General features: G+C 71.4%; 19 protein-coding genes and 2 pseudogenes. 11 read left to right on the top strand and 10 right to left on the bottom strand.

Annotation, left to right across the window (positions count from 1 at the left end; translation table 11 throughout):
* Nucleotides 1–22 precede the first annotated feature (22 nt).
* From Prubr_RS17525 to Prubr_RS17505, 5 genes and pseudogenes are all read right to left on the bottom strand, one after another.
* The gene (locus Prubr_RS17525; RefSeq protein ID WP_212828173.1) at nt 23–1,078 is read right to left on the bottom strand and encodes a glycosyltransferase family 4 protein; all 1,056 of its coding nucleotides are present in this window, start codon (nt 1,076–1,078) and stop codon (nt 23–25) included.
* Nucleotides 1,079–1,249: 171 nt separating this feature from the next.
* Nucleotides 1,250–1,705 carry an SRPBCC family protein gene (locus Prubr_RS17520; RefSeq protein ID WP_212826764.1) on the bottom strand — a complete coding sequence of 152 codons (456 nt, stop codon included), beginning with the start codon at nt 1,703–1,705 and terminating at the stop codon, nt 1,250–1,252.
* A gap of 177 nt (nt 1,706–1,882) precedes the next feature.
* Nucleotides 1,883–3,568 (bottom strand): trypsin-like peptidase domain-containing protein, encoded by a 1,686-nt coding sequence (locus Prubr_RS17515; protein ID WP_212826762.1) that lies wholly within the window; start codon nt 3,566–3,568, stop codon nt 1,883–1,885.
* 63 nt (nt 3,569–3,631) lie between these two features.
* A pseudogene (locus tag Prubr_RS17510) lies at nt 3,632–5,202 on the bottom strand (sensor histidine kinase).
* 7 nt (nt 5,203–5,209) lie between these two features.
* Complete coding sequence (locus tag Prubr_RS17505; RefSeq protein ID WP_212826760.1) at nt 5,210–5,926, bottom strand: response regulator transcription factor; 717 nt, start codon at nt 5,924–5,926, stop codon at nt 5,210–5,212.
* A 775-nt stretch (nt 5,927–6,701) separates the two neighbouring features.
* On the opposite strand from Prubr_RS17505, the gene Prubr_RS17500 reads away from it, so the two are divergent.
* The 7 genes from Prubr_RS17500 to Prubr_RS17470 all read left to right on the top strand — a co-directional run bounded on the left by Prubr_RS17500 (nt 6,702) and on the right by Prubr_RS17470 (nt 16,451).
* The gene (locus tag Prubr_RS17500; RefSeq protein WP_212826758.1) at nt 6,702–6,953 is read left to right on the top strand and encodes a hypothetical protein; all 252 of its coding nucleotides are present in this window, start codon (nt 6,702–6,704) and stop codon (nt 6,951–6,953) included.
* A 230-nt stretch (nt 6,954–7,183) separates the two neighbouring features.
* Nucleotides 7,184–8,119, top strand: a complete 936-nt coding sequence (locus tag Prubr_RS17495; protein WP_212826756.1) for an ABC transporter ATP-binding protein — start codon at nt 7,184–7,186, stop codon at nt 8,117–8,119.
* Nucleotides 8,116–8,943 carry an ABC transporter permease subunit gene (locus Prubr_RS17490; RefSeq protein WP_212826753.1) on the top strand — a complete coding sequence of 276 codons (828 nt, stop codon included), beginning with the start codon at nt 8,116–8,118 and terminating at the stop codon, nt 8,941–8,943. Before Prubr_RS17495 ends, Prubr_RS17490 begins: the two co-directional genes overlap by 4 nt.
* Before the next feature lie 209 nt (nt 8,944–9,152).
* Nucleotides 9,153–12,971, top strand: a complete 3,819-nt coding sequence (locus tag Prubr_RS17485; RefSeq protein ID WP_212826752.1) for a multifunctional oxoglutarate decarboxylase/oxoglutarate dehydrogenase thiamine pyrophosphate-binding subunit/dihydrolipoyllysine-residue succinyltransferase subunit — start codon at nt 9,153–9,155, stop codon at nt 12,969–12,971.
* 96 nt (nt 12,972–13,067) lie between these two features.
* The gene (locus tag Prubr_RS17480; RefSeq protein WP_212826750.1) at nt 13,068–13,247 is read left to right on the top strand and encodes a DUF6104 family protein; all 180 of its coding nucleotides are present in this window, start codon (nt 13,068–13,070) and stop codon (nt 13,245–13,247) included.
* 5 nt (nt 13,248–13,252) lie between these two features.
* Nucleotides 13,253–15,328, top strand: coding sequence for a phosphate acetyltransferase (gene pta / locus Prubr_RS17475; RefSeq protein WP_212826748.1), 2,076 nt, complete (start codon nt 13,253–13,255; stop codon nt 15,326–15,328).
* Between the two features lie 4 nt (nt 15,329–15,332).
* Nucleotides 15,333–16,451, top strand: a complete 1,119-nt coding sequence (locus Prubr_RS17470) for an acetate/propionate family kinase (RefSeq protein ID WP_212826745.1) — start codon at nt 15,333–15,335, stop codon at nt 16,449–16,451.
* Nucleotides 16,452–16,486: 35 nt separating this feature from the next.
* Here the strand turns inward: Prubr_RS17470 and Prubr_RS17465 are convergent, their stop codons facing one another.
* Nucleotides 16,487–16,654, bottom strand: a complete 168-nt coding sequence (locus Prubr_RS17465; RefSeq protein ID WP_212826743.1) for a hypothetical protein — start codon at nt 16,652–16,654, stop codon at nt 16,487–16,489.
* Nucleotides 16,655–16,863: 209 nt separating this feature from the next.
* On the opposite strand from Prubr_RS17465, the gene Prubr_RS17460 reads away from it, so the two are divergent.
* Nucleotides 16,864–17,787 carry an alpha/beta hydrolase family protein gene (locus tag Prubr_RS17460; RefSeq protein ID WP_246568777.1) on the top strand — a complete coding sequence of 308 codons (924 nt, stop codon included), beginning with the start codon at nt 16,864–16,866 and terminating at the stop codon, nt 17,785–17,787.
* A gap of 44 nt (nt 17,788–17,831) precedes the next feature.
* Entirely contained in the window at nt 17,832–18,812 is a 981-nt protein-coding gene (locus Prubr_RS17455) for an alpha/beta hydrolase family protein (protein ID WP_212826740.1), read from the top strand.
* 124 nt (nt 18,813–18,936) lie between these two features.
* Here the strand turns inward: Prubr_RS17455 and Prubr_RS17450 are convergent, their stop codons facing one another.
* The 4 genes and pseudogenes from Prubr_RS17450 to Prubr_RS17435 form a co-directional block, all read right to left on the bottom strand.
* A complete protein-coding gene (locus Prubr_RS17450; protein ID WP_212826738.1) occupies nt 18,937–20,262 on the bottom strand; it encodes a hypothetical protein in 1,326 nt (441 codons plus the stop codon).
* A gap of 338 nt (nt 20,263–20,600) precedes the next feature.
* Complete coding sequence (locus tag Prubr_RS17445) at nt 20,601–21,554, bottom strand: zinc-binding dehydrogenase (protein ID WP_212826736.1); 954 nt, start codon at nt 21,552–21,554, stop codon at nt 20,601–20,603.
* Nucleotides 21,555–21,749: 195 nt separating this feature from the next.
* Nucleotides 21,750–22,954: pseudogene (locus Prubr_RS17440) on the bottom strand (NAD(P)-dependent malic enzyme).
* Nucleotides 22,955–23,093: 139 nt separating this feature from the next.
* Complete coding sequence (locus Prubr_RS17435) at nt 23,094–23,417, bottom strand: S24/S26 family peptidase (protein ID WP_281425926.1); 324 nt, start codon at nt 23,415–23,417, stop codon at nt 23,094–23,096.
* An 84-nt stretch (nt 23,418–23,501) separates the two neighbouring features.
* Here Prubr_RS17435 and sodN point away from each other — a divergent pair, with 84 nt between their 5' ends.
* Both sodN and Prubr_RS17425 read left to right on the top strand, forming a co-directional pair.
* Nucleotides 23,502–23,906, top strand: coding sequence for a superoxide dismutase, Ni (gene sodN, locus Prubr_RS17430; RefSeq protein WP_212826734.1), 405 nt, complete (start codon nt 23,502–23,504; stop codon nt 23,904–23,906).
* Nucleotides 23,903–24,424 carry a GNAT family N-acetyltransferase gene (locus Prubr_RS17425; RefSeq protein WP_425518027.1) on the top strand — a complete coding sequence of 174 codons (522 nt, stop codon included), beginning with the start codon at nt 23,903–23,905 and terminating at the stop codon, nt 24,422–24,424. Before sodN ends, Prubr_RS17425 begins: the two co-directional genes overlap by 4 nt.
* Nucleotides 24,425–24,491: the final 67 nt, after the last annotated feature.

Below are 24,491 nucleotides of genomic sequence, written 5' to 3'. Positions count from 1 at the left end.
CACGTCGCCCGATACCCGCCGGTCAGGTCGCCGAGGTCACCATCATCTCCCGCTCGAGCGGGGCGGACCGGTCGTTGGACACCCAGCGCCGGTAGACACGCTCGTAGGCACGGGCCATCCGGTCGGCGCCGAACTGCGTCCGGACGTGCTCCACACACGCCGCCGGATCCAGTCCGAGCACGTCGCGCAACGACTGCGGCAACTCGGCCGGATCCTCGTGCACGAACCCGGTCTCGCCGTGCCGGACCAGCTCCGGTACGGCTCCCCGGTTGAGCGCGACCACCGGCGTACCGGCCGACATCGCCTCCAGCATGACCATCCCGAACGGCTCCGACCACCGGATCGGCATGATCAGGCAGCGGGCCCTGAGCAGCAGCTCCGCACAGGTCTCCCGCTCGGGGTTGCGCAGCAGCGTGACGTCGGGGCCGAGCATCGGCTCGATCACCTCGGCGAGGTACTGCGCCTCACCCGGCTCGGTGCACTTGCCGGCCAGCACCAGCGGCAGACCGGCCTCGCGGGCCGCCTCGATCGCCAGGTCCGGCCCCTTGTCGGGCGAGAACCGGGCCAGCCAGACCACCGGCCCGTCGCTCGGCGCCGGTTTGCTGACGCCGCTGCCCGCCATCGCGTTGTGTACGGTCGCCACCCACGGCAGGCCGCGGACCAGGGCCCGCTGCGAGTGCGAGATCGCGACCAGCGCGACCTGCGGGTCGACGCCCTTGAGGATGTCGGCCAGCTCGCCGACGGGCGCCCCGTGCACGGTCGCCACGGTCGGGGTCTCCCGGCGGGACGCCGCCAGCGGGCCGATGGTGGTGTGGTCGTGCACGATGTCGAAGTCGCCGTCGGCGATCATGCGGTTGGTCCGGGCGACGTGGGCCAGCTCGGGCAGGGCCTGGCCGAGCCGCGAGTTCTGCAGCTGGTCGGTGCCGACGAACTCGGCCGCCGTACCCGTCCCGCTGCCCGCGCCGAAGAGCGTCACGTCGTGACCCAACGCGGCCAGACCGTCGACGAGCGCCGAGACCACCTGCTCCAGACCGCCGTAACCGGGGGGCGGCAGTTCGTACCACGGCGGCACCACCATCGCGATCCGTAGCGGTCGCTGCCCCACCGCCGGTGTGACTGGAATCTGGGTCACCGTCCGCAGCCCCCTCGTAGCCGGAAATGACGCGCCGGTATTGACGAGATAGCAGCGGGTTCCCGACCGCCGACCAGGTAAACCGGCGGCGGCGTCACCCGGACCGGGTGGGAGGGCTCAGCCGGCCATCCGCCGGGCCAGTTCGCGGGCCCGGTACTCCTGCACCCGGCGGGCGGTACGCAGCACGTACGCCCGTAGCGGCGCCGGCATCCGAAGGGTCACCGTCACGGTCACCTCGGTGCCATCATCCAGCGGCGCGAGGTCCATCACGAACCGCACGGTGACCCGCGCCGGGCTGAGCACGTCGAGCACCAGTTGCCGGTCCGGCCCGGTCGCGGTCTGGGTCACCCGCAGGATGTTGTCGTACCGCAGCGGGCCGGCGATCCGGAACCGTTCCACGGCCACGAACCGCACGACGGCCCGACCGTCCGGACCGGTCTCCCGCCGTACGTCGCGGACGGCGACGATCAGCGGCGACAGGCCGACCGAGTTGGCCGGCTCGGCGAGGTGCGCGTAGACCCGGTCGGGTGGCGCCGCGACCGGGAACCGGTCGACGAACGTCTCGGTCCGCATGGCCGCCGACCGTACCAGTCCACAGCGGATCACGGGTCCCGGAAAGGATCACGGGCTCTGGAAGGCGAGCGGCGGGTGACGTGACCAACCCCCTTGGTCACATCACCCGCCGCTCTGGGGAGGAGGCGGAGTCCGTTGCGAAAGGGATCCGCCCTACAAAGCTCGGTCGCGCTACTACTACGACGCTTCGGTGAGCGTCACGGTTGCCTTGATTTCAGATCCGTTCCGCACGTACGTGATCTCGACCTGGTCACCGACCTTGCGGGCCTGCACGGCGTTGATCAGGTCGTCGGAGTCGTTCACCGGCTTGCCGTCGAACTCCTTGATGACGTCGCCCTGCTGGAGGCCGATCCGGGCCGCGGCGCCGTTCGGCACGACCTGGGCGACCAGTGCGCCGCCGCCGTCGGCCGGGCCGACGGAGACGCCGAGGGCCGGGTGCGACACCTTTTCGCCCCGCTGCAACGTCTCGGCCACCGCCTTGGCCTTGTTGCTCGGGATGGCGAAGCCGACGCCGATGTTGCCCTGGCTCTGACCGGCGGTGAGGATCGCGGTGTTGATGCCGATCACCTCGCCGTTGGTGTTCACCAGCGCCCCGCCGGAGTTGCCCGGGTTGATCGGGGCGTCGGTCTGCAGCAGGCCGGAGATCGACGTACCGCCCTGCTGCTGTTCGCCGCCGGCCCGGATGGTGCGGTCCTTGGCGCTGATGATGCCCGCGGTGACCGAGCCCTCCAGGCCGAGCGGGCTGCCGAGGGCGAGCACGGTGTTGCCGACCTGCATCGCGTCGCTGTCTCCGAACTTCGCCGGGGAAAGCCCGCTGACCCCTTCGGCCTTGAGCACCGCGAGGTCGCTCTTCGGGTCGGTACCGACGATCGTCGCCTGGGCCTTGCTCCCGTTGGCGAAGACGAGGAGGACCTGGTCGGCGCCCTCGACGACGTGGTTGTTGGTGAGCACGTAGCCGTCGGCGGACAGCACCACACCGGACCCGCCGCCGCTGCCGGTGCTGACCGACACGACGCTGTCCTGCACGGACGCGGCGATGGCCGGCAGGTCGGCGCTGTTGATGATCGGTGCGGCCGTGTAGGTCCGGTTGCCGCCCGACTGCCCGTCGCTGAGCCCGAGCGCGAGCGCGCCGCCGACGAGGCCGGAGCCGAGCATCAGCACCAGGGCGACCGCCCCGGCCGCGACGGCCCGGCCGACCCGGCTGCCGCCGGGCTGGCCGGCACCCGGCTGCTGCGCCCACGGCGGCGGGTTTCCACCCGGGTACGGCTGGTGCGGATATCCGGGCTGGCCCACATTGACCGCCCAGGGCGGCTGGTTCGGCTGCTGCCCCGGGTACGGCGGCGCGGTGTGCTGCTGGTGGGGCGGCCCGGACTGCGGACCACCCGGGTACGGGACACCGGACTGCGGGACGCCGGGGTGCGGTGCCGCGTGCGGGACCCCCGACTGCGGGACGCCGGACTGCGGGACGCCCGACTGCGGCGCGGCCGGCGGGACGGGCCGGGGCTGCTCGGCGTCCGGCCGTGGCGCCTGCCACGGGTTGGACGCGGGCCCCGGCGCCGACGCGGCGGCGGGCGGAGGCTGCTCACCCGGTGGCCGGGGCGACTGCCAGGGGCTCGACGGGTAGGCCGCCGGGCCGGGGCTGGCCGCCGGGCCGGCGACCGTGGGCGGGGCTGGCGGAGCGGGTGTCGCTGGCGGGGCCGATGTCGCTGGTGGGGTGGGTGTGGCCGGTGGCGGTGGGGCCGGGGTGGCTGGAGTGGCGGCGGAGTCGGACGGCGCCTGGCCGGCACCGGACAGCCCGGGGTGGGTCACCTCGTCGCCGGGCCAGGCCGGCTTGTGCTGCGGGTTGGTCTCCTGCTCGCTCATGTCGTACACCTTTCCCGGCCGCACTGCGATCCGCCTGTAACCGGACTGTGTGTTGGCTGTGAGTCAGGACTCCTCGATCGGTTCGGCAGACTCGGGCGCCAGAGGTAGCCGTACCCGGAATGTCGCCCCTTCACCCGGCGAACTGTCGACCTCGACCTGGCCGTGGTGGGCAGCCACCAGGGCAGCCACGATCGCGAGGCCGAGCCCGGTACCGGTGGCGCCCCCCGCCCGGCGGGTCCGGGCGGCGTCGGCCCGGTAGAACCGTTCGAAGACCCGCTCGGCCTGCTCCGCCGTCAGTCCGGGCCCGGTGTCGGCGACCTCGACCACCGCCGACCCGGACTCGGCCCGCAGCCGCAGCCGCACCGACGCGTCGCCGGGCGTGTGCGTGATCGCGTTGGTCATGAGGTTGCCCAGGACCTGGCGCAGCCGGGCATCGTCGGCGAACACCACGAGTTCGCCCGCGTCCGGCGCCACCTCCAGTCGGATGTCCCGCTCCGGGGCCACCGCGCGGGCGGCCTGGACCGTCTCGGTCGCCAGCACCCGCAACTCGACCGGGGCGAGCACCAGTGGACGCTCCCGGTCCAACCGGGCCAGCAGCAGCAGGTCCTCGACCAGCAGCCCCATCCGGGCCGCCTCGTCCTCGATCCGGCGCAGCAGCCGGGCGGTGTCCTCGGGCCCGACGGCCGCCCCTGCCGGTGCAGTTCGGCGAAGCCGCGGATCGTGGTCAGCGGGGTACGCAGTTCGTGCGAGGCGTCGGCGACGAACTGCCGCATCCGTTCCTCGGAACGGCGGGCCCGGGTCTCCGACGTCTGCGCCGAGACCAGGGCGTCGCGGGCCGCCGCCTCCGCCGCCCGGGCCGCCCACTCCGACGTCTCACGGGCGTAGAACGCCGACTCGATCTGCGCCAGCATGGTGTTCAACGCCCGGGAGAGCCGACCGAGTTCGGTCTGCGGCTCCACCTGCCCACGCTCCGGGTCGGGCACCCGACGGGACAGGTCACCGGCGGCGATGGCCGCCGCCGTCTGCTCGATCTCGTCGAGCGGTTTCAGGCTGGTCCGTACGATCGCCGCGCCGAGCGAGGCCAGGACGATCAGCACCGCACCGCCGACCAGTACGTCGATCCAGATCAGCCGCTGCACGGCGAGATCGGCGTCGGAGAGACTCTGCCCGACCGCGATGTACTGCCCGTTGGCCAGCCGGGCGTAGTACATCCGCCAGCGGGGATTGCCGTCCCGCGCCTTCATCGTGCGAAGCTCGTCGCGGTGCTCCTCGAACCCCGCCGCGTCGGTCGGCCATTCGGGAAGGTCGTCGAAGGAGATGCGATCGCTGTCGTAGAGGACGTCGCGGTTGGGGTTGACGTAGCCGGACTCGTCGGCGACCACCACGAGGAAGTCGGTGGGCAGTCCGACCCGTACGGACTCGCCGCTGGGGCGCGGCACCGACGACACCGTCTTCAGCCCGCCGACGTACGAACGTACGTCGGCGTCGATCTGCCCGACGAGATAGCTGCGCAGGAAAAAGGTCGTCGAGACGCTGATCACCAGCAGGGCGGCGGCGACCAGCACCAGCACCGCGGCGACGAGCTTGACCCGTAGGGGGACGGTGTGCAGCCGGGACCGGGCGATCATAGGCATACCCCCGTCAGGCAGCCGGCTTGCGCAGGACGTACCCGACCCCCCGGAGCGTGTGGATCAGCCGCGGCTGGGTGTTGTCGACCTTGCGTCGCAGATAGGAGATGTAGGACTCGACGATGTTGTCGTCGCCCCGGAAGTCGTAGTTCCACACGTGGTCGAGGATCTGCGCCTTCGACAGCACCCGGTTGGCGTTGAGCATCAGGTAGCGCAGCAGCTTGAACTCGGTCGGCGAGAGCTGGACCCGCTGGCCGGCCCGGTAGACCTCGTGCGTCTCCTCGTCGAGTTCGAGGTCGGCGAAGGTGAGCCGGGCGGTCACCGGCTCGCCGCCGGTCGTACGCCGCAGCACCGCGCGGATCCGGGCGGTCAGTTCCTCCAGACTGAAGGGCTTGGTGACGTAGTCGTCGCCGCCCAGGGTCAGCCCGCGGATCTTGTCGTCGGTCGCGTCGCGCGCGGTCAGGAAGACCACCGGCGTACGGGTGCCGCCCTCGCGCATCAACCGGATGACCTCGAAGCCGTCGAGGTCGGGCAGCATCACGTCGAGCACCACGAGGTCGGGGCGATGGTCCTTGGCCGCCGCCACCGCCGCACTGCCGCTGGTGGCGGTCGCCACGTCGAAGCCGGCGAAGCGCAGGCTGGCGGAGAGCAGCTCCAGGATGTTGGGGTCGTCCTCGACGACGAGCAGTCTTGCCTCGGTCTGCGATGCGGCGGCCATGGGGCCCATCATCTGTCCCGCCGCTGGGTCATCGCTGGGCGAATACTGAAAGATCCCTGAGAGACCTCTCAGTGAACGGCCACCCGGACGCCGTACCAGTATCCGCATCTCCTCGACGAAAGCGTCGACGGGTCACCCGTCGCGCGTGTCGGCGTACCGGATCCCCCTCCACCCCGGACGCGCGCCGCCGTCGCATGGATCCAGAACGTTTGTGGTCGCCCCGGCAACCACAAACGTTCTGGATCGGCGGGGCAACTGCCGGGCGGCGAGCGGCAATGGGCGACCGGGTGGGCGGTCAGGGCTCGGGGCGGGCAGGGCGGCGCAGGGCGCGGCGGCTGCGGTTGCATCGCCGGATGCGGATCCCCCACGACGACGCAGACCCGCTCGACGGGCTGCTGTTCGCCCAGTCCGGCGTGCTGACCTGGCAGCAGGCGGTCGCCCTGCTGTCCCCGGCGAAGGTAAGGCATCTGGTGGCCGGCGGGCGGTGGCAGCGGATCTGCCGGGGTGGACTCCTCGGTCGCCCCGGCCAGCTCACCCGCGAGCAGCACCACTGGGTCGCCGTACTCGCGGCGGGGCCTGGTGCGCTGCTGGCCGGCCTCGCGGCTGCCCGGGCCGGTGGCCTTCGGCTCGACCCACGTCACGAGGTGGTCGACGTGCTCGTGCCGGCCGGTCGCCGGCGGGCCGACCTGCTCCGCCGGCTCCCACTGGGGCTGCCTGCCGTACGGGTCCGCCGTACCGGGGCCCTGCCCGCCGGGGACCGGCAGCAGGGCGGCCCGACCGCACCTCGATGGCGCGGTCGGTCGTCGACGCGGCGCAGTGGGCGTCGACCGACGACGACGTCCGGACGGTGGTGGCCGCGGCCTGCCAGCAGCGCCGGACCACACCGGGCGAGATACTCACCGTGCTCGGAAGAATGCCCCGGGTACGAGGTACGGGCGGCACTGCGCGCCGCCGGTTGGCGGCCGCCGCCGACCCGGCCGGACCGAACCGTCACGACGCGTGGCGGTTCCAGGTGTGGCGGTCCGCCACCCCGGCATGATCGTCGTCGTACGATCCGTACGGCGGGCGACCCCGGCCGGCCTCCGGGGACGATCTCCTGCCTACGTATGAGCATCTCCTGCCTGCGGAGGAGACACGCCTCGATACTCGTGCGGATTGACCTTCGCACTACCAACCGTCACGCTGAGCGACGACGAGCGCGATGTTCGGGGCGATGGTTCCGCCCCGGATCCGCCCGACGAGTGCACACGGCACACAGTGAGGAGAGAGATGTCCGACGGGCATACAGGCCCCACGGCGGGAGGCGAGATCGTCGTCTCCGGTCTGACGAAGCAGTATCGCAACGTCAAAGCGGTCGACAACCTGTCGTTCCGGGTCCAGCCGGGCCGGGTCACCGGCTTCCTCGGCCCGAACGGCGCGGGCAAGACGACCACGCTTCGCATGCTCCTCAACCTGGTCACGCCGACGGCGGGCACCGCGACGATCGACGGTCGGCGCTACCCGGACCTCAAGCAACCGTTGCGGACCGTCGGCGCGCTGCTGGAGGCGTCGAGTGCGCACAAGGGTCGTACCGGCATCAACCACCTCAGGGTGATCTGCGCGGCCTCCGGGCTGCCGAAGCGGCGGGCCGACGAGACGTTGGCGATGGTCGGGCTGTCCCCGGCGGCGAAGCGCAAGTTCAAGGGCTACTCCCTGGGCATGAAGCAGCGGCTCGGCATCGCGGCGGCGATGCTGGGTGACCCCAAGGTGCTGGTGCTCGACGAGCCGGCGAACGGCCTGGACCCGGAGGGCATCCGCTGGATGCGCGGGTTCCTCAAGGGGCTCGCGGCCGAGGGACGCACCGTGCTGGTCTCCAGCCACCTGCTCTCCGAGATGCAGCTGCTCGCCGACGACGTGGTGATCATCGCCGCCGGCAAGCTCGTTCGGCAGGGCACCGTCGACGAGGTACTGGGCTCGATGACGACCGGCGCCCGGATCCGGGTGCGTACGCCGCACCCGGACCAGCTCGCCAAGGCGCTCACCGAGCAGAACGCCCAGGTGCAGCGGGGCGAGGACGGCCTGCTGCTGGTCGAGGGCAACGACGCCGCCTTCGTGGGCCGGGTCGCGCTGGCCGCCCAGGTCGAACTGCACGAACTGACTCCCGAGCGGCCCGACCTCGAACGGGTCTTCCTGGAGCTCACGTCCGGGAAGGCGGTCATCCGATGAAGCTGATCGGTGCCGAACTGCTGAAGCTGCGCACCACCAACACCTGGTGGGTCTTCGCGCTCATCGCCGTGCCGCTGTGGGCGATCACGCTGTTCTTCAACTACTTCCAGACCTCGTTCCTGCTCAACCCCGAGCAGTTCGGCGGGACCGTGCCGGAGAACGACCCGGCGCTCGAGGCCGTGTCCGACGTCGTCTACCTGGCGGCGAACCTCTACACCAACGGCCAGCTCTTCGGGTTGCTGATCGTGATGCTGCTGGGCGTCATCGTGGTGACCAACGAGTTCTTCCACCAGACGGCGACGACGACGTTCCTGACCTCGCCACACCGGACCGCGGTGATCGTCGCCAAGCTGGTCGCGGCCTCGATCATCGGCGTGCTGTTCTGGGTGATCACGACCGCGGCGAACCTGGTGGTCACCCCGCTGATCCTCAACGGGCTCGACACGGGCGCGCAGCTGGACCAGTCCGGTGTATGGGAGGCGATCGGCCTCAACGGGCTCGCCTACCTGCTCTGGGCGATCTTCGGTGTCGGGTTCGGCGTGCTGATCCGCAGCCAGATGGGTGCGACGGTCGCGGCCATCATCTTCTACTTCGCCGGGTTCATCGGCGCGGCGCTGTTCTTCAGCACGTTCGCCAACCGCTTCGGCGACTGGATCAACAACCTCCAGGTGCTGGTGCCGTCGCTGGCCTCGCAGCTGATGGTCTCCGGCACCACCCTGCCCGGCAACCCGCCGCAGTGGGTGGGCGCCGTGGTGCTGATCGGCTACGCCGTGGTGACCGGCGTGGTCGGCACGTTGATCGTCCGCAAGCGGGACATCTCCTGACGTACGGTGGGTGGCGCGGGCCGGGGGCCGGCGCCACCCGCCACCGCCGCGGCAACATGATCACCTTGTGAAACACGACACGGGCCGGATGGGGCAATGCCCCCGCTCGGGGCACAGCGTAGCCTTGTACGCGACTTTGTGACCCGAGCCCCCGAGTGGTGGCGGCAGCCCGCGAGCACCACACCCCGTGAAAGAGGCGATTACCGGCCGTGTCGACGCAGCAGACTTCGCAAGACAACCCACTGGCGGGCTTCGGCCCGAACGAGTGGATCGTCGAGGAGATGTACCAGCGTTACCTCGCCGATCCCAGCAGCGTCGACTCGGCCTGGCACGACTTCTTCGCCGACTACCGGCCGTCCGGTGACGGTGCCGGCGGCGCCACCCCGACCGAGGCCACGGCCACGGCCGGGGCGTCGACGGCGGCGCGTACGGGCACCACGGCGCCGGCCGCGCCGACCTCACCCCAGCCGAAGGCGGCCGAGGCCCCGGCCAGGCCCGCCGCGGCCGAGAGGCCTGCGGCCGCGGCGAAGCCGGCCGCCAAGCCCGCCGCCGCGAAGCCGGCCGCCAAGCCCGCGCCGAAGGCCACGCCGCAGCCGCAGGCCACCCCGCAGCCGAAGGCCACGCCGCAACCGACCGGTGCCCCGGCCACGAAGAGCGCCCCGGCCTCGGCCACCGACGGCGGGCCGAAGACCACGACCCTGCGCGGCGTGGCCGCCAAGATCGTGCAGAACATGGACGCGTCGCTGTCGGTGCCGACCGCCACCAGCGTCCGGGCGGTGCCGGCCAAGCTGCTGGTCGACAACCGCATCGTGATCAACAACCACCTGGCCCGGGGCCGGGGCGGCAAGGTCAGCTTCACCCACCTGATCGGATACGCACTGGTCCGGGCGCTGGCCGAGCACCCCGAAATGAACAACTCGTTCACCGAGGTCGACAGCAAGCCGGCGGTGGTCCGGCCGGAGCGCGTCAACCTGGGCATCGCGATCGACCTGGTCAAGCCCGACGGCACCCGCAATCTCGTGGTGCCGTCGATCAAGGGCTGCGAGCAGATGGACTTCCGGCAGTTCTGGCAGGCGTACGAGGACGTCGTCCGGCGGGCCCGGCGCAACGAGCTGACCATGGAGGACTACGGCGGCACCACGGTCTCGCTGACCAACCCGGGCGGCATCGGCACGGTCCACTCCCAGCCGCGGCTGATGGTCGGCCAGGGCACGATCATCGGGGTCGGCGCGATGGAATACCCCGCGCCGTACGCCGGCATGTCTGAGGAGACCCTGGCCGAGCTGGCCGTCAGCAAGATCATCACGCTGACCAGCACCTACGACCACCGGATCATCCAGGGCGCGCAGTCCGGCGAGTTCCTCAAGATCATGCACGAGCTGATCCTGGGCGAGCACGGCTTCTACGACCAGATCTTCACCGCGCTGCAGATCCCGTACGAGCCGGTGCGCTGGATGCGCGACGTCGCGGTCAGCTCCGAGGGGCAGATCGACAAGACCGCCCGGGTCATCGAGATCATCCACGCCTACCGGGTCCGTGGCCACCTGATGGCCGACACCGACCCGCTGGAGTTCAAGATCCGCAAGCACCCGGATCTCGACGTACTCCAGCACGGCCTGACCCTGTGGGACCTCGACCGCAGCTTCCCCGTCGGCGGCTTCGCCGGCAAGCAGAAGTTGAAGCTGCGCGACATCCTCGGCGTGCTGCGCGACACCTACTGCCGCCGGGTCGGCATCGAATACATGCACATCCAGGACCCGGAGGAGCGGCGCTGGATCCAGGACCGGATCGAGCGCAAGTACGAGAAGCCGACGGCGGACGAGCAGAAGCACGTCCTCAACCGGCTCAACACCGCCGAGGCGTTCGAGACGTTCCTCCAGACCAAGTACGTCGGTCAGAAGCGCTTCTCGCTGGAGGGCGGCGAGTCGCTGATCCCGCTGCTCGACGAGGTGCTCCAGGCGTCCGCCGAGGCAGAGCTGGACGAGGTCGTCATCGGCATGGCGCACCGCGGTCGGCTCAACGTGCTGGCCAACATCGTCGGCAAGCCGTACGAGAAGATCTTCTCGGAGTTCGAGGGGCACATCGACCCGCGGTCCACCCAGGGCTCCGGCGACGTGAAATACCACCTCGGCCAGACCGGCAAGTTCACCACACCGGACGGTGACCACTCGATCACCGTCTCGCTGGTCGCCAACCCGTCCCACCTGGAGGCCGTCGACCCGGTCCTGGAGGGCATCGTCCGGGCCAAGCAGGACCGCATCGACCTCAAGCTGGAGGGCTACACGGTCCTGCCGCTGGCCGTGCACGGCGACGCCGCGTTCGCCGGCCAGGGCGTCGTCGCCGAGACGCTCAACCTGTCCCAGCTGCGCGGCTACCGCACCGGCGGCACCGTGCACGTCGTGGTCAACAACCAGGTCGGCTTCACCACCGCGCCGGAATACTCCCGGTCCAGCCTCTACAGCACCGACGTCGCGCGCATGATCCAGGCGCCGATCTTCCACGTGAACGGCGACGACCCCGAGGCGGTCGTCCGGGTCGCCCGGCTGGCCTTCGAATACCGGCAGGCGTTCAACAAGGACGTCGTGATCGACCTGGTCTGCTACCGGCGGCGCGGCCACAACGAGGGTGACGACCCCTCGATGACCAACCCGCTGATGTACCAGATCATCGACAGCAAGCGCAGTGTCCGCAAGCTGTTCACCGAGGAGCTGATCGGGCGCGGCGACATCACCGTCGAGGACGCCGAGGAGCTGCTGCGCGACTTCCACGCCCAGCTGGAGAAGGTCTTCAAGGCGACCCGCGACGCGGCCGGCCCGACGGCGTCCCGCCCGACCCGCAACCGGCAGGAGGAGCCGGAGCCGACGGTGGAGACCGCGGTCGACCCCTCCGTCATCCGGGCGATCGGCGAGGCGCACGTGGCCCTGCCCGACGGCTTCACCCCGCACAAGCGGATCCAGCAGCTGCTCGACCGGCGGGCCAAGATGGCCGCCGAGGGCAACATCGACTGGGGCTTCGGCGAGATCATCGCGTTCGGTTCGCTGCTCGACAACGGGGTGACCGTACGGCTCGCCGGGCAGGACTCCCGCCGGGGCACGTTCGTGCAGCGGCACGCCTCGATCGTCGACGCGAACAGCGGTGACGACTACCTGCCGCTGTCGAAGCTGACCCGGGACCGGGCCCGGTTCTTCGTCCACGACTCGCTGCTCAGCGAATACGCGGCGATGGGCTTCGAGTACGGCTACTCGGTGGAGAACACCGAGGCGCTGGTGCTGTGGGAGGCGCAGTTCGGCGACTTCGCCAACGGCGCGCAGTCGGTGGCCGACGAGTTCATCTCGTCCGGCGAGGTGAAGTGGGGGCAGCCGTCGGCGGTGACGCTGCTGCTGCCGCACGGCCACGAGGGCCAGGGCCCCGACCACACGTCCGGCCGTCCGGAGCGCTGGCTGCAGATGTGCGCCGAGGACAACATGCGGGTGGCGATCCCGACCACCCCGGCCAACTACTTCCACCTGCTGCGCCGGCAGGCGCTGTCGCCGAAGCGCAAGCCGCTGATCGTCTTCACGCCGAAGTCGCTGCTGCGGCACAAGCTGTGCGTCTCCTCGGTGGAAGACTTCACCAGTGGCGGCTTCCAGCCGGTGCTGCGCGACGACGCCGGCCTGAAGGCCGAGTCGGTCAAGCGGGTGCTGCTCTGCAGCGGCAAGGTCTACTACGACCTCGTCCAGGCCCGCAAGGAGCGTGGCATCACCGACACCGCGATCGTCCGGGTCGAGCAGCTCTACCCGCTGCCGGTCGACGAGGTCCGGGCCGCGCTGGCCGAGTTCCCGAACGCCGAGGACTTCGCCTGGGTGCAGGAGGAGCCGGCCAACCAGGGCGCCTGGTCGTTCGTCGCGCTCAACCTGCTGGAGCACCTGGAGGGCGTACGGCTCCAGCGGATCTCCCGCCCGGCGGCGGCCGCGCCGTCGGTGGGGTCGGCGAAGCTGCACGACGCCGAGCAGGCCGCGCTGATCGAGGCGGCCCTCCCCCGCCCGTAAGGGCAGTTCCACGCCGGACCGCCGGGCCCGGGTGATGTGGTCCACGACCGCACCACCCGGCCCGGCGGCGGCGCGTCCGGAAGCGAGGAGCAGGCCATGTACTTCACCGACCGCGGCATCGAGGAACTGGTGCAGCGCCGGGGCGAAGAGACCGTCACCATCGAATGGCTCGGTGAGCGGCTGCGCGACTTCGTCGACATCAACCCGGAGTTCGAGACGCCGGTCGAGCGGTTCGCGACCTGGCTGGCGCGTCTCGACGACGAGGACGACGAGTAACCGACGTGACCCGGCGCAGCGTCTACATCGCCAGCATCGGCTCCGGCGGCGGCAAGTCCGCCGTCGCGCTCGGCATCGCCGAACTGCTGTCCCGGCAGGTCGAGCGGATCGGCGCGTTCCGGCCGCTGGTCACCGGTGACGACGATCCGATCCTCACCCTGCTGCGCGACCGCTACCGGGTCGAGCTGCCGTACGCCGAGATGTACGGCACCACCTACGCCGAGGCGGCCGCCCTGGTCGCCGACGGCCGGCGCGAGGAACTGGTCTCCCGGATCGTCGAACGCTACCGGGCGGCCGAGCGGCGCTGCGCGGCGATGGTCGTGGTCGGCAGCGACTTCGACGACGACGGCGGCGACACCCCGGGCGGGCTGCCCCGTGAGCTCGCGTTCAACGCCCGGCTGGCGACCGAGTTCGGCAGTGTGGTCGTACCCGTGGTCGACGGGTTGGGGCAGGAGGGTGCGGCGATCGCGGCGGCGGCCCGCAGCGCCTACCACGATCTGGAGGACCTGGACGCGACCGTGCTGGCCGTGGTGGCCAACCGGGTCCGGCCCGGGACCGAACCACCCGAGCTGCCGGTGCCCGCGTACGCGATCCCCGAGGTGCCGGCAGTGTCGGCGCCGACGGTGGCCGAGGTGGCGGCGGCGCTGGGTGCCGACCGGCTGGCCGGCACCGACGCGGCGTACTCCCGCGACGTGCTGGACTTCGTCGTCGGGGCGGCGCACGTGCCGACCCTGCTCGACCATCTGACCGACGGCTGCCTGGTCATCACCCCCGGCGACCGGGCCGACCTGCTGGTCGCCGCGCACGCCGCGCACGCCGCCGGTCAGGTGTCGGTGGCCGGGGTGGTGCTGACCCTGGGTGAGCGGCCCGACCCGCGGGCGATGCGCCTGGTCGAGGGGCTCGACACCGGGCTGGCCGTGCTGCTGGCACACACCGACAGCTTCGACACGGTGGCCGCCTCGGCCCGGATCGAGGGTCGGCCGACCGCCACCAACCCGCGCAAGGTCGAGGCGGCGCTCGGCGCGTTCGAGTCGCACGTGGACACCGAGGAGTTGTCCCGGCGGCTGCGGGTCACCCGCTCGGCCCGCGTCACCCCGCTGATGTTCGAGTACGACCTGGTCGACCGGGCCCGCGCCGACCGCCGCCGGATCGTGCTGCCGGAGGGCACCGAGGGACGGATCCTGCGCGCCGCCGAGCTGCTGCTGCGCCGCGGGGTCGCCGACCTGACCCTGCTCGGCGATCCCGACGAGATCGCCCGCAAGGCCCGTGAGCTGGGTGTCGACGTCGACGGGATCGAGGTGGTCGACCCGGCGACCAGCGCCTGGCGGGAGGACTTCGCGGCCAGCTACGCCGACCTGCGCCGGCACAAGGGCGTCACGCTCGACCTGGCCCGCGACGTCGTCACCGACCCCAACTACTTCGGCACGATGATGGTCGCCGCCGGGCACGCGGACGGCATGGTATCGGGCGCGACGCACACCACCGCGGCGACGATCCGGCCGGCGTTCGAGGTGATCAAGACGGTGCCCGGGGTGTCGGTCGCCTCCAGCGTCTTCTTCATGCTGCTCGCCGACCGGGTGCTGGTTTACGGCGACTGCGCGGTCAACCCCGACCCCGACGTCACCCAGCTCGCCGACATCGCGTTGTCGAGCGCGGTGACCGCCGAGCAGTTCGGCATCGCCCCACGGGTGGCGATGCTGTCGTACTCGACGGGCACCTCCGGTTCCGGTGCCGACGTCGAGAAGGTGGCGGCGGCGACCGCGCTGGTCCGGCAACGCCGGCCCGACCTGCCGGTCGAGGGCCCGATCCAGTACGACGCCGCGATCGACCCGGCCGTCGCCGCGACCAAGCTGCCGGGGAGTTCGGTCGCCGGCCAGGCCACGGTGTTCGTCTTCCCCGACCTGAACACCGGCAACAACACCTACAAGGCGGTGCAGCGCTCGGCCAACGCGGTCGCCGTCGGACCGGTCATGCAGGGCCTGCGCCGGCCGGTCAACGACCTGTCCCGGGGCGCCACGGTGAAGGACATCGTCAACACGGTCGTCATCACCGCGATCCAGGCCGCCGGCCACAGGGGGTGAGACCATGCGGACCTTGGTGCTGAATTCGGGGTCGTCGTCGGTGAAGTTCCGGCTGTACGACGGCGACCGGGTCGTCGACCGGGGCACCGTCGAACGGATCGGCGAGCCGGGCGACGCGCCGAAGGACCACGAAGCCGCCCTCGCGCAGATCATGGCCGGGCTGGACCTGGGCGGGCTGGCGGCGGTCGGGCACCGGGTGGTGCACGGCGGGCTGCGGTTCGCCGAGCCGACGCTGATCAACGACGAGGTGGTGGCCGGGATCCGGGGTCTGGTCCCACTCGCCCCGCTGCACAACCCGGGCAACCTGGCCGGGATCGAGGTGGCCCGGCGGCTGCTGCCGGACGTACCGCAGGTGGCGGTCTTCGACACCGCCTTCCACCGCACCCTGCCGCCGGAGGCGGCGACGTACGCCATCGACGCCGACGTGGCCCGGCGGCACAACATCTACCGGTTCGGCTTCCACGGCACCTCGCACGCGTACGTCTCGCGGCGGACCGCGCGGCTGCTCGGCCGCGATCTCGCCGACACCAACACGATCACCCTGCACCTGGGCAACGGCGCCAGCGCGTGCGCGGTCGAGGGTGGGCGCAGTGTCGCCACCTCGATGGGACTTTCCCCACTGGAGGGGCTGGTGATGGGCACCCGCAGCGGCGATCTCGACCCGGCCATCGTCTTCCACCTGCGGCGTACCGCCGGGATGGGGGTCGACGAGATCGACGACCTGCTCAACCAGCACAGCGGGCTAGTCGGGTTGTGCGGCGTCAACGACATGCGCGAGGTGCTCGCCCGGCGGGCCGACGGTGACGGGGCGGCCGCGCTCGCCTTCGCCGTCTACTGCCGGCGGATCAGGTCGTACGTCGGCTCCTACTACGCCCTGCTGGGCCGGCTCGACGCGATCACCTTCACCGCCGGGGTCGGCGAGAACGCCGCCGAGGTGCGGGCGGCGGCGCTGGACGGGCTGGAGCGGCTGGGTATCGCCGTGGACGCCGGGCGGAACACGTCCGGGTCCGGGGAACGGGTCGTCTCACCCGACGGCTCGCCGGTGGCGGTCTGCGTCGTGCCCACCGACGAGGAGGGCGAGATCGCCGAGCAGACCCGCGGCGTGGTGGCCGCCCGCGGCTGACGGCGGTCCTCGGCGGGTCGGCGCCGCCGGCCTGCTCAGCCCAGTGCCAGCCAGCCGATCAGGGCGAGCACCACGACCGCCGCGACGGCCGCACCAATGATCAACGGCAGCTTCGACGACGACTCGGTCGGTTCCGTCGTCGTCTGGGCGAAGGCCTGGAAGGCCTCCGTGTTCCCGCTCGGATCCACGTACTCGTCAGGCATGGCCACGACCCTAGCGAAATCCGGTCCGGATGTGGGTCCGCCCGCCTCGGCGTGGCGGACCGGTTTCCGACACCCGCGACCGCACGCGACCAGGATCGATCACGGTCAGCGCGGACCATCCGAAGATCGGGTGAACACCATCCGGGCGGCCGGCGCAGGAGAACCGGAAAGCTGGCCTCGCCGCGCCGGGCCGCCCTTACCTTCTAGGCGTGGGCACCAAACGGCTGGTCACAGCACTGATCATCGGGGCTCTGCCGGTGCTGCTCGGTGGCTGTGCACCGACGGTCGGGGCACCGGCTAAGGCCGGGACACCCCGTGCCGTCGCCGGGGCGGAGGTCACCTTCCCGGTCGGGGTACGGACCCTGGACCTGCACCGTGGCGCGGCCCGGCCGCTGCCCACGACCGTCTGGTATCCGTCGGTGGGGCCACCCGGCCCGACGCCCCGGGTGGACGCCGAGGTCGCCGACGGACGGTTTCCGATCGTGCTCTACAGCCACGGGCTGGACAGCCTGCCGGATCTCCACCGGGCGGTGACGACCCGGTTGGCGGCCGCCGGGTTCGTGGTCGTGGCGCCGGCATACCCGTACACCAAGCGCGGCACGCGGCGGTTCGACCGGGACGACGTACGGCACCAGCCCGCCGACGCCCGCCACGTGATCCGGCAGGTCAGCCGGCTCGACCGGGTGCCTGACGACCTGTTCGCCGGCCGGCTGGACACGGCGAATCTCGCCGCCGCCGGGCACTCGGCGGGCGGCTTCACCACCGCCGGACTGTTCACCGACGGCCATGCCGAGCAGTGGCGGGGCGGGATCGTGATCGCGGGCGGCTCCCGGGTGGACTTCGGCGGCGCCGCCGCGCCGATGCTGTTCATCCACGGCGGTGCCGATCCGATCGTCAAGGCCGCGCGGGGCCGGGCGGCGTACGACCGGGTGCCCTGGCCGAAGGCGTTCCTGACCCTCGTCGGGCAGGACCACGGCACGTACCTGACGCCGGGACGGCCGGGCTTCGCCCAGACGATGGCCGCGATGACCCACTTCCTGCGCTGGGTCCTGTGCGGCGACGCGGCGGCCCGGCAGAAGATCGCGGGCGCGACCAGGCTGTCCGGCGTCACCGAGTTCGAGAACCGCCTCTGACGTTCGCCGGACGCGGTGGCCGGCCGGCGAGGCACAATCGAGCGATGCCCCGACGCTGTCGCCGTACGCCTGTCCTGGTCACCGCGTTGCTGGCGGTGGCTGTCGCCGGTTGCTCGCCGCAGCCGGCGCCGCACTGGGGCGGCGCGACGGACGCGCCGTCCGGGGCGGCCCCCGCGACGTCGGCCGCCGCACCGGCGCCGTCCGGGTCCGCCCCGGCCGAGCCGTTCGCGGTCGGCGTACGGCAGCTCGACCTCGCCCGCGACGACCGGGCGCTACCGGTCACCCTGTGGTATCCGGCGACCGGCGACGCCGGTGGCACGCCCCGCACCGGGGTACGGGCGGCGGCCGGCCGTTTCCCGGTGGTCGTGTTCAGTCACGGCCTCACCGGTACGCCCCAGGACTACGCGGCGGTGCTCACCCGCTGGGCCGCCGCCGGCTTCGTGGTGGCGGCGCCCCGTTTCCCGAAGACCAGCGGTACGGCCACCCAGCCGGACGTCTTCGACGTGCTGAACCAGCCGGCCGACGTGTCGTTCGTGCTGACCGAGGTGCTGACTCTCGACGGCCGCGACGGCGATCCGCTCGCCGGCCGGCTGGCCACCGACCGGGTGGCCGCCGCCGGACACTCCGCCGGCGGCATCACCACGCTCGGCCTCTTCACGCTGGCCCGCGACGAGCGGCTGGACGCCGGGATCGTGCTCGCCGGCAGTGCCCTGGGAGTAGGTACGACGTTCAGCGGGGCGGCCGCCCCGCAGCTCTTCGTGCACGGGGAGCTGGACGAGGTGGTGTCGTACGCCTCCGGCAAGGCCGCGTACGACCAGGTTCCCTGGCCCAAGGCGATGCTGAGCCTGCCCGACGGCGACCACGGCCGCTCGCTGCTGCGCTCCGGCGATCCGGCGTTCGAGGTGGTCGTCGACACCACGACGGACTTCCTGCGCTGGACGCTCTACGGCGACCCGGACGCCCGCCGGCGGCTGCCGGACGGCGCCGGCCGCGGCGGGGTCGCCTCCTTCGACGACCGGCTCTGATCCGCCCGCTGCCGCCCGGACCGGTGCCGGGACGGCTGCCCGGCGGCGGCCGGTAGGTGCCGCGGACGAGCCGCGGGGCCGTGCGAAATCGCACGGCCCCGCGGTCCACCGGGGAGGGCGTCCACTACTTGACGGGTCTGCGGTTGTCGGCGAAGACGTTGCTGGCCGAGTCCCAGGTGATGCCGGCCTGCTGGGTCCGGGCGATCACGCCGTAGCGGAAGTCGCGGCCGTAGACGTTGTTGCGGATGACGATGTTGGCGGCGTTGAGGTCCTCGCGGACCCCGATCGAGTAGTTGCCGCCGTTGCAGTAGTTCTGCTCGAAGACCAGGTTCGACACGATCGGCCCGGTCGTCGAGCCGATCATCAGACAGGCGTTGAACGGGTCCCGCGTATTGGGGTTGTACGCCTCCAGCGAGTTGCCGCGCACGACGATGTTGGACGCCCCGGTGGTCTGGAGTACGTCGTTGTGCGAGCCGGAGACCCGGGTCAGGTGGTGGATCCAGGAGTCCTCGACCCGGGTGTTGCTGCCGAGCCGTGGCCCGTCGATCACGTTGGTGATCTCGACGCGGCGCAGCGTGTAGTCGCCGCAGCAGACGGCGGCCGAGTTCTTGCCCATCCCGTTGATCTCGACGTCCTCGACCACCAGGTTCTTCGCGCCGTTCGTCCGAATCGAGTACGTGCCGCCGCAGGTGATCCGTGAGTTGCGGATGACCACGTTCTTCGCGGTGACGGTGACGCAACCGTTGATGTTGAGACCGCTGATGACCTGGCCGTCCTTGTCGGCGGTGATGCCGCCGGAGTTCCTCAGGGTCACCCCGCCGGGTACGCCGGTGTTGTGCGGGCCGGGGAACGAGGCCGGGATGCCGCCGCCGGACGCCGGGGGTGGCGGTGCGGAGGCGGTGGTACGGGTCGGCTTCGGGGCCGGCGCGGTCGATGTCGTCGCGCTCGGTGTCGGGGACGGGGTCGGGGTGGTCGACCGCGTCGGCGACGGCGCCGGGGCGGGCCGGCCGCCGGGCTCGGAGCCGACCGAGACGGGCCTGCCGTTCCACGTCGAATCCACGATGACGGCCGGCGCGGAATCGGAATACATGAATCCGTTCTTGCAGCCGAAAAGGTCGACCCGGCGGGCGGTGTAGTTGCCGAACACGACACCGTTCGTCTTGGTCGCCTCGCAATAGATCTTGGTGTCTTCGATGACCGTGCCGGTGAAGCCGCTGAATACGCGCAGCGTATGGTTGCCGGCGTAACGCAGAGTGGCGTTCCTGATTGTCACATTGTTCGCTTTGATGTGCAGATAACCATTGATCTTCTGGCCGTCGATGACGGTGCCGGCGCGGGTCACCGTCACCGAGTCACCGCGACTACCGGCCACGGCCACCCCGATGCCCGCCACGGCAAGGCCGGCCGTGGTCAGGACGACCAGCAGTGTGCGCGTCGGACGGCGGAGCACCCGTGGCCCTTCCGGGCGCCTGTGGGTCGCTCGCCGGGTACCCCTGTGCGCTGCCGAGAACTTCAAGATCTGACTCCTTCGAACACAATCGTTCGCGATGATCAGAGTTACGAACGGACCGACTCTACCCGGCCCGGGAAGTTCGTCAGTTGCACAACGACAAGGACGCCTGTCGAACCTTTAGTTTTCTTTAGGTCACCCTTTACCGAGGCTTATTTGTTCTTTTCCGGCCTCTTATGCTCCCTTAGTGTCCGTTTTGAAACGCCACATAGGTCCGGATTACAGATTGCGGAACGAGCGGGTCGGCGGCCCCCGGCCAGGGGGTCGTCGACGGTCGGTCAACGGGTGTGGTCGAGCACGACCTTGCCGAAGACGGCACCGGAGTGCAGCCGGGCGAACGCCTGCTCCACCGCCGAGAAGCCGTGCACGCTGTCGATGACCGGCCGGACGGACCGGTCCCGGCACAGGGCGAGCAGGTCCGCCAGCTCGGCCGCGCTGCCCATCGACGTACCCAGGATCTCCAACTGCATGGCGAAGACCCGGCGCAGGTTGACCTTCGGCTCGTGGCCGGCGGTCGCGCCGGAGACGACGATGCGGGCACCCGCCGCGGCGGACTTCAGCGAATGGTCGAAGGTCGCCGCCCCGACGGTCTCGATCACGACGCCGACCCGTTCCGGCAGCCGGGCGCCGGGCTCCAGCGCGGTCGCCCCCAACTCGGCGATCCGGTCCCGCTTGGCGGCGTCGCGGCTGGTCGCGTACACCCGCTTGCCGAGGGCGAGGGCGAGCACCACGGCCGCGGTCGCGACGCCACCGCCGGCGCCCTGCACGAGCACCGCCTCGGCCTCGTCGACCCGCCCCTTCGTGGTGAGCATCCGGTAGGCCGTCAACCAGGCGGTCGGCAGGCAGGCCGCGTCGGCGAACGACAGCTCCGCGGGCTTGGGCACCAGGTTCGCGCGCGGCACCGCCACCCGCTCGGCGAACGTGCCCTGGTGGTGCTCGGACAGGATCGACATGCCCCGGGGATCCGCCGGTGTCGGCACCACCGGATAGACGACCACCTCGTTGCCCCGGTCGTCGATCCCGGCCGCGTCGCAGCCGAGGATCATCGGCAGCTGTCCGGCGCCGAGACCGACGCCGCGCAAAGACCACAGGTCGTGGTGGTTGAGCGAGCTGGCCCGCACCTCGACGGTCACCCAGTCGTCGCCGGGTGGCACCGGTTCCGGCCGGTCACCGACGGCCAGGGCCGCGAGCGGATTGTCATCGTCGAACTTCGAGGCGTAGGCGGCGCGCATGTCCGGACGCTAGCAGCGCCCCCGACCCCCTTCAAGATCACGCCTCCTTGATCGCGGTGATCAGGGACCGGGTCGGGCGTGTCTTCGGTGTGTCGTGCGACGTACTCCCTGATCACGCGGATCTTGGCGGTCCGGCGGACCGGGCTCCGACGGAACAGGGCCGGCCCGATCGGGCCGGCCCTGTTCCGGAAACCGTCAGGCGCGGGCGACGCCGTCCCGGCGGGCGGCGGCGGCCACGGCGGCGGCGACCGCCGGGGCCACCCGGGGGTCGAGCGGCGAGGGCACGATCGCGTCGGCGCTCAGCGCCTCGGCGACCACGCCGGCGATCGCGTCGGCCGCGGCGACCTTCATCCCGTCGGTGACCGCGGTCGCGCGGGCGTCGAGCGCGCCCCGGAAGATGCCCGGGAAGGCGAGCACGTTGTTGATCTGGTTGGGGAAGTCGCTGCGACCCGTGGCGACCACGGCCGCGTGCCGGGCGGCCACGTCCGGGTGCACCTCGGGGGTCGGGTTGGCCAGGGCGAAGACGATCCCGCCCGGCGCCATGGCGGCGACCGCCTCCTCGGCGATCTGGCCGCCGGACACCCCGATCAGCACGTCGGCGCCGGCCAGCGCCTCGACGATGCCACCGGTACGGCCGGCGGAGTTGGTGAGTTCGGCGAGCTCCGCCTTCGTCGCACCGAGGTCGGGACGGCCGCGGTGGATGATCCCGCGGGAGTCGCACACGACCGTGTCGCCGGCGCTGACCCCGCCGGCGAACAGCATCTTGGCCACCGCGACCCCGGCCGCGCCGGCGCCGCTGATGACCACCCGCAGGTCGCCGAGCTTGCGGTCGAGCAGGGCGGCGGCGTTGCGCAGCGCGGCCAGGACGACGATCGCGGTGCCGTGCTGGTCGTCATGGAAGATCGGGATCGGCAGCGCCTCGTCGAGCCGGCGCTCGATCTCGAAGCACCGGGGGGCGCTGATGTCCTCCAGGTTGATGCCGCCGAAGGACGGTGCGAGCGCGGTCACCACCGCCACGATCTCGTCGACGTCCTGGGTGTCGAGGCAGATCGGCACCGCGTCGACACCGCCGAACTGCTTGAACAGGACCGCCTTGCCCTCCATGACCGGCATCGCCGCCCGGGGCCGATGTTGCCCAGACCGAGTACGGCGGAGCCGTCGGTGACCACCGCGACCGTGTGCGACACCCACGTGTAGTCGTCGACGAGCGACTCGTCGGCGGCGATCGCCTCGCACACCCGGGCGACGCCGGGGGTGTAGGCGAGCGAGAGGTCCTCCCGGCTGGTGAGCGGCACGGTCGAGGCGACGACCATCTTGCCGCCCCGGTGCAGGTCGAAGACCGGGTCACCGTCCAGCGAGGAGGCGACGGTATCGGAAGGGTCCACAATAGACGAAGACATGGTGACTCCTGGGGCGTCGAGCGTTCGGTCCGACCGGCTCGGGTGCTAGGTCTGCGCTGGCCGGCGGTGCGGCGCGGGGGTCACCCGGTTCACGGCACCCGAGCATAGTGTCGGCCCCCGAAGCCGCCTGTGACCAGGGTCATACCGGCCGGTAACGCGGCCAGCCGGGCCTCGGCCAGTAGCGCAGCACCACCCGGGCACGTACGTCGGCTACGCCGTACGCACGGGAGTCGTCGGTCACCAACTCGTTGTCGCCGCGTACCCACCAGCCCCCGTCCTGGGCCCGGACCGCACGCTTCACGACCAGCAGGTCCGGACGGGTCCGGAAGGTCGCCACCACGATGTCACCAGGCCGGACCGCCCGGCCGCCGCGACGCACCAACAGCAGGTCGCCGTGCCGCAACGTCGGCACCATCGACGGCCCCCTGACAAGTACGGCGAACAGCCCGAACGGGTTCGGCACAGGTTTCACCTCCGCCCCTCCGGGCACGGATCCCAGGAGTAGTGTCGTCACGGATCATCGCAAACATCTCACGGAGGCGTCCTGATGCGACTTCCACGCATTCTTACCCCGCGCACCGTCGTCAGCGCGCACTGCGACCTGCCGTGCGGTGTCTACGACCCGGCCCAGGCCCGCATCGAGGCCGAGTCGATCAAGGGCATCGTCGAGAAGTACCAGGCGAACGAGGACCCGGAGTTCCGCACCCGGGCGCTCATCATCAAGGAGCAGCGCGCCGAGCTCGTCAAGCACCACCTGTGGGTGCTGTGGACCGACTACTTCAAGGCGCCGCACTTCGAGAAGTACCCGCACCTGCACCAGCTCTTCAACGAGACCACCAAGCTGGCCGGCGCGACCGGCGCCAAGGGCTCGACCGACCTGGCCAAGGCCGACGAGCTGCTCCAGAAGATCGACGAGATCGCGAAGATCTTCTGGGAGACCAAGCAGGCGTGACCGGAGTTCCATCCGGCCCGACGGTACGGCCGGCGCGTCCCAGTGACGTGCCGGCCGTCGTCGCGATGGTGCACGAACTCGCCGAGTACGAACGTGCCCCGGAGCTGTGTCATCTGACCGAGGCGCAACTGTCGGCCGCGCTGTTCGGCGCCCGGCCGGCACTGTTCGGTCACGTGGCGGTCGGCACCGACGACGAACCGGTCGGCTACGCCCTGTGGTTCCTCAACTTCTCCACGTGGGAGGGCGTGCACGGCGTCTATCTCGAGGACCTCTACGTACGGCCGGCGGTCCGGGGCACCGGCGCGGGCCGGCTGCTCCTGTCGACGCTGGCCGGCATCTGCGTCGCGCGCGGCTACGCCCGGCTGGAGTGGTGGGTACTCAACTGGAACCCGGCCCGCGACTTCTACCACGCGATCGGCGCGGGGCCGATGGAGGAGTGGGTGCCCTACCGGCTGACCGGTCCGGCGCTCGCCGCCCTCGCCGCGGCGGTCACCCCGCCCCCGACCGAACCGGAGTAACGGCGTACGGCCCCGGCCCGGGCCCGCGGCAAAACACCTTGTCACCCCTTTCGGCACCGGCGCGCAC

The sequence above is a fragment of the Polymorphospora rubra genome, assembly GCF_018324255.1.
Classification (GTDB): Bacteria; Actinomycetota; Actinomycetes; order Mycobacteriales; family Micromonosporaceae; genus Polymorphospora; species Polymorphospora rubra.
Note: the sequence above shows the minus strand (reverse complement) of the source record. Positions and strands in the feature narration are given on the sequence as shown.